Genomic DNA, 12,830 nt, shown 5'->3' on the forward strand with positions numbered 1-12,830 from the left:
CCTGGAAAACCCGACCGAAACCTGAGGAGGTCAGTCGGATATGAGGTAGCTTGAATCTACAAGTTAGCACTCTTTTATTATGAGTGCTAACACAAGTCAAACGAAAATTTAAAGGATTTCAGTGATGAAATGACGACTACCAATTTGGAACTTCGCCCGCGTATTCATGGCAAACCTGAATCAGCGTCTGGATGTGTGGTTGTGTGCGGAGCGTGTCAGGCAAACTGTCAATGATTTGCAGGAAAGCATCATAGATGACCTCTTTCCTTGCACCCAGTTGATCCAGTGGATGCATGAGAAAAGCATCGGTTCCTGAGCGCAGAATTTGTTGATCTTTGGCAGGAGTGGGAACAAATTCCAGCCATAAAAAATAAGATTGCGGAGTGAACAGACGTCCCCCTGAACCGGTTTTGACAAAGCATGTGGTGCCCAGCACCAGGAGTTGCTGACCAAGAACTGTGGGTAAGGCCAGGCAGCGTTCGGTGTAGGTCGTTTCAGAGCCTGTCTGACTGGAGGCAAATTTATGGAGGGTTGGCACGACAGAGGTTCGGGAGTATTCTTCGTAATAATTCAGAACGTCCTGTACAAACTGTTCAAACTCATTGCTCAGATTTCCTTTTTTATAACTGAAAAACAGGGTGAAATAACGGGACGCTTTTTCCTGATAATCCTGCGGAAAATTTTTTCCGAAGCGCATGCGGTCTGTTTTGACAGGTGAAATGAATTTTTCCGGATATCTTCGATCCTTCACATCTGAACGCTCTTGTGTGGTGACCGGTTTCTCCTGAGCTTGCGGCACAAAAATTTCTTTTACTTTATGCATGAATGCCTGAAACCATGAGGAGGGTTTTTCCTGGTGCTGTTCAGCATATTGAATCACATCATCCATGATGTGGCTGTAAATACTTGTCTCCTGGATCATCTCGTCATCAAAGCCCAACTCGACATTTTCGTCCGTTTCTTTTTTGATCCTGTTTCTGATGTCAAACACCATCTGTCCCAGTATATTCGACGGCAAACGTTCCAGCATGTTTTTTTCTGCCTGGATCACCTGTTCACTTTGCAGGAATTGCCGGTGTCTCAAGTTGGTATTGAGTTGTTTGGAAATCTTGGTCCAACTCGAATATTCCGCATAAACATCAGCTTTGATCGAATTGAGGGTTGGTACAGGATTGGTGTTGAACTGATCTTCGTTACGCAGAACTACAAGCAGCCAGTGTTGCAGAAACTGATCTCGCCATTTCAGGTAGATCGGGAGTTGGGGATGTCCCAGAATATCATGAATCAGATCCGCGTATTTTCGGACCATCTGGCTGTAGGGCACTTCGCCCTCAATAAAAATGGGGCCTTTGTGCGTAGCAATGTCCTTAAGCCAACGGAAGGTCAATTTCTGATTGGGGTCTGGTTTGAGCGAGGGTGGAATCAGCGCGATGAAGCTTTGGGTCAGGGAATCAATCAAGGCTTCCAGTTCATAGCGTATCTGTTGCTCAACATTGGGTGAGTCAAATAAAGTTTTGGTGGCCAGTACACTGCGGATGACACTTTGGGACGCATCCAGTTTTCTGAAAAGAATTCGGAAATAGGCCTCCTTGTGTTCCAATCCCCCCTGAAACAGTAATTTCAGAAATAATGAGAATTTATACTGGGAATCAAAGAATTCGTAGTTTTCCAGAAACACTTTTTTTTCTACACTGGAAAATCCTTCAAAGACCAGATCCAGTTTTTCACAGACACGGATCGCGTTATCAATGCTTTCAGAATCGAACTCACCTCCTGAAACCCTGAGGCTGGTCATGTCCTGAATAATACTTTCCATATCCTCACTGCTGAGCAGTGAGTGTGGCAAAATGACTGTTTCTTCAGTCTTGAAGCGAGCTGAATTGTTCATCGGGTGGCTATAAAACAGGGTTGTTGATTTTTGAAAAAGGTATTTTGCGGCTTTGCTTTAACTGTGCCTTAAGCCGCATATTTTCATGCTCATCACCATCATTTTACGAAAGAATGGGCGAGCCGGAAGATTTTCCCCCAACAGACCATGGATGACGGCTGCCTGTCGTCTGGATAAACAGGTTGTTCTGTATTTTCAACCCATGATTGGCATTAATAGCTCACAACACCATAAAAATCGCCAATCAGGTCAGATATATCCCTGTGAAGGATGTATATCAATCACAGGGATAAAGATTCAGGTGAGGAGTTTTTTGGAAGGTGACTCCGGTGCCGATAGTTTCTGTGGCGCTTTTCCGGAAATAGTCACCGGTTCAGGATTTGCCGGAGAATCTTCTATCTGAAAGAATCCCACGATATTGCCAAGATCCCTGGAATCTTGTGCCACTACCTCAGCCTGGTCTTCGTTTTGATGGACACTCTGTGCCATGTTTTCAATGTCATTCTGGATATGTTGAATGCTATCATAGACAGTTTTGACAGAACGTTCCATGACTGTTGTGGAACGGGCTATTTCACGAATACCAACAGAACTTTCTGACAGACTCCGGGAGGCCTCTCTGGCCGCGACAGAGGCTTCAGCCACTGACCTGGTGATTTCCTTCAGCCCTTGAGAGGCTTCCTGCACATTGAGTGCTGAAATTTTGCTGGATTCCGTCAGTTCACCCACCGATGCGGCAATTTGAACCGCATTTTGACTTTGTTCTGCGGTGGATTTAGAAATCGACTGATTGATCTCCACCACCTGCTTGATAATTTCACCAACCCCCTGAGTTCGTTTCAGTGATAACTGGGTTAATTGTTGAATATGTTCAATATCGTCCGCAATCTGGTTATTGGCCTCTGCGGTTTGTTGTGCCAGACTTTTAACTTCCGAGGCCACCACGGCAAATCCTTTTCCTGCTTCACCCGCACTGGCGGCTTCGATCGTAGCGTTCAAGGCGAGCATGTTGGTCTGGGAGGAAATGGTGCTGATGAGTTTGATCACACTGCCAATTTTCGTGGCGGTTTCCCCGAGCTTCTGCATGGCCTGTAATGTTTCACGTGCGTGCTGATCCGCCTGACTTGAGGCACTTGAGGCGTCCCGGGTATGATCGGTGATGTTGACAAGAGCATTTGACATGTTGGCAACCGCCTCTGAAACAGTTTTGATGTTTCTGGAAATGCTCAGAACATTGTTATTGATGTCTGTCATGTTGGCCGCGGCTTCTTCTGCCGCCGCGGCAACAGTGGCGACACTGGAACTGAGCTGTTCCACATTTGCTGTGACAGAGGTGATATTCACCGAAGACTGCTCAGAAGCTGCTACCATCGTAGTGATATTTTTAGTCATGTCACTGGCTGAATTTAAAATTGCCGAGGCCTGTGTCTTGACGGTTTCAGTACGCGAGATCATCTGGTGTGCTTCCTCTGTCACTCCATCGGCAGAAGAATTCAGACGTTGCGCTACTCCGGCAATCTGACGAATCATATCTGACAAATGGTGAATAAAACCATTGAATATGTTGCCTAACTCACTGAATTCATCCCGTGTCTGAATATTCATGCGCTGTGTCAGATCACCGTTGGTGTTGATTTTTAAAGTATCCATCAGCAGACGGATGGGTTGTGTGATGCTTCTTGAAAACCAGAGAATCGCCAAATATCCCAGGATCAGCACAACAAGACCCGCGACAACTATTGTTTGAATGAGTTCATTGACATCCTTGTCCAGATCTTCATAACGCTGATTCACCGCTTTTTGAATATCGTCCATGTAAACCCCTGTCCCTACGGTCCATTTCCATGGCTCAAACCATTTCACATAGCTCAGTTTGGTCGTAAGTTTCTGGAACTCACGGTCATTGGGTAAAAACCAGTCATACTCTACAAATCCTTCGCCATGTTTCAACGCCAGTTGATTCATTTTTACAAAGAACTGGGTTCTGGGGCCCTCTCCGCGGGCATAGACCAGCTCACCTTTTCTGGGGCCCTGGGCAAACCGGTATTCTGCCATGTTCTGTCCTTCAAGCGACGGGGTGACCGGATGCATCAGAACGGTGGCCTTGTCAGGATGTTCCGGGGACGTTTCATGAATCCAGAAATATTCCTTGTTGTTTTCTCCATATCTAAAATCACGGATCATCCGTAGAACGTCCTGTTGGGTTTCTGATTCGAGCGCGCTCATATAGGCGCCAGTCCCAATGACCCAGCCCCAGGGTTCAAACAACCGCACATAACTCAGTTTCGGCTGATAATCCGTCAGTCCTTTTTCGGTAGGTCTCGGCCATTCGTAGCTGACAAAGCCTTTGCCATTTTGTGCGACAACCCGGTTCATCTGAATAAAAAATCCAATATTTTCTGTGACACCTGCGGCTCGCACAAGCTGGCCTTTACGGTCGCCTGAAGCATAGGTATATTCTGAAATGGATTTTCCGTTTAAAGCGGGAACCGTCGGATGCATGAGCATTTTGATCTGATCTGTATTTTTTCTGTCAAAATTATGCACCCATACATAATCGTTATTCTGGGGGCCAAACCGTAATTTGTTGAGATATTGCAGAATATCCTGCTGTGCGTTCTCCTGTGCTTTTTTGTTTTTCTTATCCTCCAGTGCCTGCTGGTAGCGGCTTTCGATAGCGGCATAAATCACGTCAATGACCGATGTGAGCTGGCTTTCTGTTCTGAGTCGAAGACGTTGCTCATCATTAGCCTGACTATAGGCTGCTTTTAAGGCGGAAATGGCAACGTTGGTCACGTCAATCAGTTCACGTTTCCGTTTTTCCGTTTCTTCCTTGTGAAAAACAGCGATTTGAGCGGCTTCAATGTTTCGTTTGTGTTCGATCACATACACCCCGATGGACACGACGGCCATTAAGACCATAGTAAAACTCAGGATCATGATTTTCCAGCGGATTTTTATTTGCATAAGAGTTCCTTGTTTTCAATGAAGGTTAATGGATAGTTAACGGTTGTAATGATTTGATCAGGGCATCGACATCTCTGATCTGTGTTAAAAACAACTCCAGTTGATCCAGGGGCAAAGCCGAGGGACCATCACACCGTGCATGATCCGGGTCTGGATGCGCTTCCAGAAAAATACCGGCAATTCCCTGTGAAATACCGGCCAGAGCCAACTCTCTCACTTGCTGACGGCGTCCACCGGCAGCATTTCCAAGCCCTCCAGGCTGTTGTAGAGAATGCGTCACATCAAAAAAAACAGGGTATCCAAACGATTTCATTATGGGAAATCCCAGCATGTCTACCACCAGATTGTTATAACCGAAACACGAACCCCGTTCACACAACAGCAATCTGGAATTTCCAGACATTTCACATTTACTGAGAATATGCTTCATTTCCTGTGGTGCCAGAAACTGGGCCTTCTTGATATTGATCACGGCCCCGGTCTGTGCCATAGCCATAACCAGGTCTGTCTGTCTGGACAAAAAGGCGGGCACTTGTAAAATATCCGCGACTTCTGCCACAGGTGCTGCCTGATGGGGTTCATGGACATCTGTGATCACCGGAATCTGGAAGGTATGTTTGATTTCTTCCAGAATTTTTAACCCTTCCTCCATACCGGGTCCTCTGAATGAATGAATGGAGGACCGATTGGCTTTGTCGAAAGACGCTTTGAAAACATAGGGGATATTCAACTTTCGGGTGATATTGCAAAACTGTTCCGCAACTGTCAATGCGATCTCTCGGGATTCGAGCACATTCATGCCTCCCAGGAGCACCATCGGGGATGCGTTGGAAATGGCAATATCCTGAACTGTGATTATTTTATCCATTCATTTTCTCCTGTTTGTGAGGTCGCTTTTGATGCAGTTAAAGTCGGGCTGTTGTTTTTTCCGTAAACGCCGGGGCCGGAAGCGGCGGGTTTTTGTTGAGTGATTCCAGCAGTTGGGTTTGCTGTCCTTTGCGAAGATATAGGGTATATTCAGTCTGCCCCGGTGCCGGTTTTCCCTGTTTAAGATAACTGTTGAACTCCCTGATTTCGGTATAGGGAACATTGAGGCGCCGGGCCACATCCTCCAGTGAAAGAAGCACCGGAACGTTCAGGGACGCCAGTGCATTTTCCGGTTCAAACCGCACCTCTTCAAAGCCAGCCCGATCCTTGTCAAGAAAGATATGAACCAGAGCCATGAATTTGGGATAATAATCTCTGGATTCGGCTTTGAGCTCCAGTTTCCAGTATCCTGCCGGCATCGTATGTTTCTGTTCTGTCGTCAATGCTTTCTGCACTCTGCCTTCACCGGCGTTATAGGCTGTCAGTGCCTGATGCCAGTCCTGAAACTGGGCATACAGCTTTTTTAGATATTTAGCCGCGGCACGGGTGGACTTGACCGGATCAAAACGTTCATCCATCCATTCATCGCTCTTTAATCCGAAGGTTGTCCCTGTTTGAGGCATGAATTGCCATAATCCTCCAGCGCCTGCCGGAGAAATGGCATCCGCACGAAAGCCGCTTTCCAGCGCGGGCAGTGCCATCAGAAATACAGGTAAGTCTTCTTCTAAAAAAATTTGCCGTATCATATCGCGATACACCATGAAACGTTCCAGACTATCCCGGACGCCTTCAGGATGTAGTTTGATGTAATACGGAAGGAAGGGATTGTTGGGTATATCCGGAAATTGATGGGATGACCCGGAACACGCAATGAGTCCAATGAGTGATAACAGTACACCAGAGAGCTTCAACGTTCGTAATTGCATCGGTGATAAGTGCTTCATTATGAATGATTCCATTGAGTCAAGGCCAATTGGATTCCACGGGCTTTGTCGAGGGTCTCCTGATATTCCTGTTCAGGACGACTGTCAATGACAATACCACCACCAGTATTGAACATCAGCCGGTTTTCTTCAATCAGCAAGGTTCGGATCGCCACATTAAAGCAGGCATTCCCCCAAAAATCAATCCAGCCAATGTTCCCTGTGTATATTCCCCGCGCAAAAGATTCCAGTTCATGGATGCGTTCCATGGCCCGCAATTTCGGTGTTCCTGTGATCGAACCGCAAGGAGCCAACGCCCGGATCAAATCCCATACATCAAGATTTTGCCTAAGAGTGCCCTGAATGGTTGAAACCAGATGATGAACAGACGCATAGCTCTCAATGGTTTTTATTTGTGGAACATGAATGCTGCCAAATTCACAGACTTTTCCCAGATCATTCCTTTCGAGATCCACGATCATCAGCAACTCTGCCTGATCCTTGGAACTGTTCCATAAAAAATCTCTGGATGTCTGATCATGGATTGGATCAGCGTGCCGGGGAGAGGTTCCCTTGATGGGGCGCAATGTGACGTGTCGCTGTTTCAATGAAAAAAAAAGTTCCGGTGAACTGCTGAGGATGTATTGTCCATTCATGAGGGGAAACATGCAGGAAAACGGGGCCGGATTGTGTTTCCTCAACAATTGGTAAAGTCGTCCGGTGGATTGATGGATGTGTGCGCATGAGTCTGTATTCCAGAAACATTCAAACTGCCGTGTCAGATTCACCTGATAGACATCACCCCTTCGAATCCATTCCTGAATCGTCAGGATCTGTTCCAGATATTCCTTGTAACTGGAAAGCGGATGGACTTCCGACAACCGGGGAGAAGCTTCAGTTTGCGCCCGATTTTCAGAAATCCGATTCAATTCGCGGATATCAAAGGGGGGGACTCCATGAACCGAATATTGCTGTTGCTGATGATCATACACCAGACTCCAGCGGTATAAGCGAAAGCATCCTTCCGGCCATGACGATACTTTTCCCACTTGATGTCCGTCGTACAAATAGCGGTTGATGTCATAACTCACAAAACCGATAACTCCGCCTGTGAAATAAGGGGGCGGGGTTGCTGATTTCATCTCGGGATATTTATTCAGCCAGGAGCGAACAACCCGAGCCATTGCTTCAAAATTTCCGGGAATCGGGGGCTCTTCCATGACATGCAGGATCCCGTTGTGGAGATAGACTTCGGTCTCCGGGGAAGAGGTGATAATGGAGTAACGGCCATGATCCGGATGCGGGACACTGCTTTCAAGGAAGACAGCTTTGGACTGCATCTGATGCAGGAACGCAAAAATCTGATGTGGGGGAGTTTGCAGATCAGGAATTAGCATGAGGGGGGTCGTGTCATAGTTTGGGACGTGCCGGTTGCTGAAATTCCTGACGGATCATTTCTTTCAGGAAGGGACGAAATAATTCCAGCATTTCCTGCCCGAGTTCTGTGAGATGATAACCGATACCATGACAGCGGGAACATTTGCCCGAAGCATTAGGCAGGATCGATCCATATTCATGGAAACCCGCAACAAAACCGCTTCCCTGGCAAACATCACAATTTTGTTTCAAGTCAGTCACTAACAATGTCATGAGGGCCGTCCAACAGGCAGGGAAAATTCAATATTTTGCCGGAATTCCGGAATTGATTATGTCAACCGGTTCCATTTCTATTGCGAGGATCTATTATTTTTCCGGACTGTCGCCATGATTTCAACACAGGTTTGCTTGCCTTCTGTGGTGCGTTTCCGTTCCCGGAAAATGGCATGGTAATGATCATTTCCAAGGAGGGATCGCAGGTTATATTGAGCTGTGTTTTTCGCATCAATAACCGCTTGCTGTGGATCAAACGCGCAGGCACTGCCAGTGACCTTGATATCGGAAGCCTGATAACCACGCAACTTGTATTCATCACTGTACGAGGAACGAAAGGCTTCCGAACCGGAAGAACAACCAGTGATTGAAATGAAAAATATCCAAAGCCAGCGTCTATAGATAATAAGCATAAATATGGCTTGACAAATATGTTGGTATATATCTTGCTGTGACTTTCGGTCGTTTGGAACTCCCGTTTGAGTGGACTCACATTTTTCTAAAATTAATAAATGGAAGGCCAATATGGGCAAGTCTTTTATGGAAACAAACGAATCTCCCATTTCGATGGATACGCTTCATGCCTATCTGCGTAACCGGGAAGAAAATACAATCACCCAGGAAGAACTACAGTCGTTGTTTCCTCAGAAAAGTCTGAGTAATTCGGAATGGAAAAACATTTCAAAAGCGTTGTCAGAACTTCAAATCCAGGTGGTTTCCAGCAGTTCAACAGCCAAAGAAACACCAGAATCCTTTGAAGAGGAAGAAGAACATGACGATCATGATTTTGTCGAAATAGCCACAGAGCGCAAGACTGTTGCCCAGTACGGCATTGAATCCGAAAGTGAAGGTTCGCTGACCTCGCCCTTTGAGGATCTGGTCAATCAGTATTTGAAAGAAATCGGCCGGATCAAGACTCTCAGTCGAGAGGAAGCAACCCGGATGGCTCAGCAAATTGAACACCTGCGTACCAGCATGGTGGAAATTCTCAGTCAGTCAACTCTCGTTGTAAAATATCTGCTGGAATGGATTGAACCCCTGAAACAGGGGGTCGGCGATGTGGGGCAATATGTTTCCACGATCAACCATGACAACAATGAATTGCAGGAAGATGATGAGGTTCGGGACAACCTGATGGAAACCCTGGAAGAGTTGCAACTGGCCTATGACAAATGGAATGAAATTGTTGAAAAAAACGGTTCAGGGGCCAAGGCCAAACGGCACTTCCGGACAATCAGTGAATGCATCATGGCCGTTAAGTTTACACCACGGCAGATTCAACGCTTGTATCATGTGATGCGCCGTCATTACGCACACATGGTGCAGACACGGAACCAACTCCAGAACTACATGCGGATGATCCATGAACCCATGCTGGAACCACTCGAATTCTGGCTCAAACTTCCGCCTGACGAACAGGAAACTGTCCGTAGGGATAATCTTGAGAAAACCGGTTTTGATCTGAGGAAAATCAGGCGCTATGTCGAATGCAAGATGATCCAGAGCAATCGGTTGGAACGATTGGAACGACAAACAGGGGTGTCATTCGAGGCGTTCCATGAAAGCATCGGGCATATCAATCAGATCAACAGGGAAACCGACCAACTGACACATCAGTTCATTGAAGCCCACATGCATCTGGTTGTTACGATTTCACGACGGTATTGCAATCGTGGACTTCAGTTCCTGGATTTGATTCAGGAAGGAAATATCGGCTTGATTCGTGCTGTAGAGTCTTTTGAATACCGCCGCGGATACAAATTTTCCACTTATGCCACATGGTGGATTCGTCAATCCATTGTGCGATCCATTGCGGACAAAGGCCGGACCATCCGGATTCCGATTCATATGGTGGAGACCACCGCAAAACTTCAGCGGGTGAGACGACGTCTGGTGAGTTTTTTCGGGCGTGAACCGAGCATGGAAGAACTGGCAGATAAAACAGGTATCGCCCTGGAAAAAGTTCTTGAAGCTCTTTGTATTGTAAAAGAACCATCCTCTTTAGACACACTTCTTGAAGATGAGGAAGGGATGTCGTTACTCGATGTTCTGTCCAATGACGATTGCCTCACACCTGGCGACTGGGCCACACTCAAGGATGATCAGGACCGTATCAACATGGCACTTGACTCACTCAGCAATCGTGAAGCACGAGTTATCAAAATGAGGTTTGGCATTGAATGTGATTATGACCACACCCTGGAAGAAATCGGCCAGACCTTCAATGTCACACGGGAACGTATCCGGCAGATTGAAGCAAAAGCGCTGAGCAAACTCAGTCATGCTTCCCGCAGTAAAATACTGCTGAGTTGTCTTGACAAATAACCCTTCCAATTATGAAACTTCGGACTCTCACAACAAGTATCACACGAGGGTCCCTTGAAACATCATCTGAATTCCATTTTTAGTTATATTTCATGGGCATGCTGGAGCATCAGCACCGGTGGTTGCTTCCTCATTGCCGCCTTTCTTGCTCCACTCACATTTTTCAAATGGCCCCTTCTGATTCCGGATTCTTCGCAGATACATCACTATTCCACCATCCTGATGACGTCACTGTTCAGTGCGTTTGTTCCCGCCTGTTTGATCGCTTTTCTGATCAGCACCATGCTTGAACAATCGAATTTTCGAAATGATTTGGCTCTCAGAGCTTTTCCGTGGTTGAAATTTGAACTGAATGGATTATGAGTAGCGCATAGAAAATCGCTAGGCTAGAGCCTGTCTGGTTCTGACAGTTTTTTCCCGGAGATTAACCCCATATGGCTATCAGGGTCGTTTAATTTTCCAAAAAAAGATGCGTAGGATGGGTAGAGCCTTAGCGAAACCCATCGAGTTTTGTTGGGTTTCACTTCGTTCTACCCAACCTATCCACCATGCCAAACTGAAAATTAAACAACCCCATATGGCCATAGTCGTTGTTTCGCCAGTTTCATACGGTGGCCAGTAAGAAAAATGCGGGAATCATGGTTCACATGGGCCTGTCGGGATATATAATGGATTCGTCTGTTTATTAAGTTGATGACATTGGCACGTAGTCTCGTCCTACCAGAGAAGTGAATAACCCTGGTCACTACCCTACGTTTTTTTGGCCTTTTTCTTGCTTGGCTTTTGCGGAAGGGCGAACATATTCCAGAAGGGGGAATCACTGAAAATTGAATTTGTACGGGAGCCTTCTCCGTTGAGGGACTTCCATTTTGAACAACTGGAGATGTTGTGAAAAATCTCCGTGTCATGGATTTAGCGAATGATCCTACGAATCTGGTTCTGGCTGGCAATCATAATCTGCCTTGGGCAGGCGCACCCGCATTCACTGAGAGCACAAACGGATTTTTTTTCCGAAAGCCAACCCTTAGATCAATCCTTCAATTATCAGAATGATCTGATGAGTGGTTTCAGCGAAGATGGCAGAATCAAGATTCTTCTACTGACGCTCATGCCCTCCGGTATGACCGAAACCGCCTCGGAAGAAATTCTCAGATCCCTGTATCTTAATCTCTCGAACACCAATCATTTCACACTGGTCGGACCTTCAGAATGGAATGCCCAGATGCAGATGCGAAATCCTTCGCTGGCTGATTGCCACGATATTGCCTGCGGTATTGATCTGGGAAAACAGCTCAGTGCGGATAAAATAATGGTGGGCCGGATCAGTGCCCAGAAAATTCTTGACGAATATGCCCGGGAAATTGATGGGATGATTCTTTCCATCAGGGTCATTGATGTGGTGACCAACCGGGAAACGTTTGTGGATGAAGTGCAGTTCACTGACGCGGACATTCAAAGTACCCTGTTTGCTCTGGCGCAACGTGTTTCTGCAAACACCTTGCTTCGAGGGCATGTTCTGAATATGAATGAAAACCGGATCACAACCGACCTCGGTCTGTCGCATGGCCTTAAAAAAGGCTTGCAGATGGTCATCTACAAGGAAACACCCCCCACGGTGAATCTGGATGGACAGACGATTGGCGCTTTTCAGGAAAACATCGCTATTGCCCAGGTTCATCGACTCAATGACGCCTCCTCCGAATTGATCGTGCTTCAGCAAATGGAAGAAATCAAACCGGGATATTTTGTGAAAACGTTCATCAATTTTGCCCGGCAAATTGAAATGATCGCGGAAGTCCGTAGCGAACTGGATACCCAGAAACGGTTAATGCCCAAAACAAAACCCATTCCACTGGTTCCGGAACTGGTGGTTCAGAAAGATGATGAAAAGGAAAAATGGGCCAGACGGGTGATCAAGGCCAAGGAAGAGGAAAAACGCTGGATGATCATGACAGGCGGTGGTTTTGTCGCCACGCTGATTATCTTACAAAATGATTTCAGTCCCTTCACCAACAGTCTCAACCAGTTTCTGCCCCATATGGCCGGTGGCATCACCCTGTATGCGGGGTATCAATATATTCAGCAACGTAAACTGGTCAGCGAACTGATTGCGGAAGGCCGGGTTAAAGGATATTTTTCCCAGTTGATGCCATCCATTTCAGCCGGACCGGAAGGCTTGAGACTGGCCTGGAATTATCAATTTTAGGAAC

10 protein-coding genes are annotated in these 12,830 nt (G+C 46.5%); 3 read left to right on the plus strand and 7 right to left on the minus strand.

The window, feature by feature from the left end:
* Nucleotides 1-136 precede the first annotated feature (136 nt).
* From HQM11_03990 to HQM11_04020, 7 genes are all read right to left on the minus strand, one after another.
* A complete protein-coding gene (locus HQM11_03990) occupies nucleotides 137-1,816 on the minus strand; it encodes a hypothetical protein (protein MBF0350163.1) in 1,680 nt (559 codons plus the stop codon).
* 369 nt (nucleotides 1,817-2,185) lie between these two features.
* Nucleotides 2,186-4,855 carry a methyl-accepting chemotaxis protein gene (locus HQM11_03995; GenBank protein ID MBF0350164.1) on the minus strand — a complete coding sequence of 890 codons (2,670 nt, stop codon included), beginning with the start codon at nucleotides 4,853-4,855 and terminating at the stop codon, nucleotides 2,186-2,188.
* A 25-nt stretch (nucleotides 4,856-4,880) separates the two neighbouring features.
* A complete protein-coding gene (gene kdsA / locus HQM11_04000) occupies nucleotides 4,881-5,723 on the minus strand; it encodes a 3-deoxy-8-phosphooctulonate synthase (protein MBF0350165.1) in 843 nt (280 codons plus the stop codon).
* Between the two features lie 37 nt (nucleotides 5,724-5,760).
* Entirely contained in the window at nucleotides 5,761-6,666 is a 906-nt protein-coding gene (locus HQM11_04005) for a lytic transglycosylase domain-containing protein (GenBank protein MBF0350166.1), read from the minus strand.
* On the minus strand, nucleotides 6,666-8,042 hold the full coding sequence (locus HQM11_04010) for an anthranilate synthase component I family protein (protein MBF0350167.1): 1,377 nt from the start codon (nucleotides 8,040-8,042) through the stop codon (nucleotides 6,666-6,668). The genes HQM11_04005 and HQM11_04010 overlap by 1 nt, the downstream gene beginning before the upstream one ends.
* A 13-nt stretch (nucleotides 8,043-8,055) precedes the next feature.
* Nucleotides 8,056-8,295, minus strand: a complete 240-nt coding sequence (locus HQM11_04015) for a hypothetical protein (GenBank protein MBF0350168.1) — start codon at nucleotides 8,293-8,295, stop codon at nucleotides 8,056-8,058.
* A 77-nt stretch (nucleotides 8,296-8,372) separates the two neighbouring features.
* Nucleotides 8,373-8,708, minus strand: a complete 336-nt coding sequence (locus HQM11_04020; GenBank protein ID MBF0350169.1) for a hypothetical protein — start codon at nucleotides 8,706-8,708, stop codon at nucleotides 8,373-8,375.
* Between the two features lie 127 nt (nucleotides 8,709-8,835).
* Between HQM11_04020 and HQM11_04025 the strand changes: the two genes are divergently transcribed.
* The 3 genes from HQM11_04025 (at nucleotide 8,836) to HQM11_04035 (ending at nucleotide 12,826) form a co-directional block, all read left to right on the plus strand.
* The gene (locus HQM11_04025; protein MBF0350170.1) at nucleotides 8,836-10,620 is read left to right on the plus strand and encodes a sigma-70 family RNA polymerase sigma factor; all 1,785 of its coding nucleotides are present in this window, start codon (nucleotides 8,836-8,838) and stop codon (nucleotides 10,618-10,620) included.
* 54 nt (nucleotides 10,621-10,674) lie between these two features.
* A complete protein-coding gene (locus HQM11_04030; GenBank protein ID MBF0350171.1) occupies nucleotides 10,675-10,983 on the plus strand; it encodes a hypothetical protein in 309 nt (102 codons plus the stop codon).
* A gap of 556 nt (nucleotides 10,984-11,539) precedes the next feature.
* Nucleotides 11,540-12,826, plus strand: a complete 1,287-nt coding sequence (locus HQM11_04035; protein MBF0350172.1) for a hypothetical protein — start codon at nucleotides 11,540-11,542, stop codon at nucleotides 12,824-12,826.
* The last annotated feature ends 4 nt before the right edge of the window (nucleotides 12,827-12,830 follow it).

It is taken from the genome of SAR324 cluster bacterium (genome assembly GCA_015232315.1).
Classification (GTDB): Bacteria; SAR324; SAR324; order SAR324; family NAC60-12; genus JADFZZ01.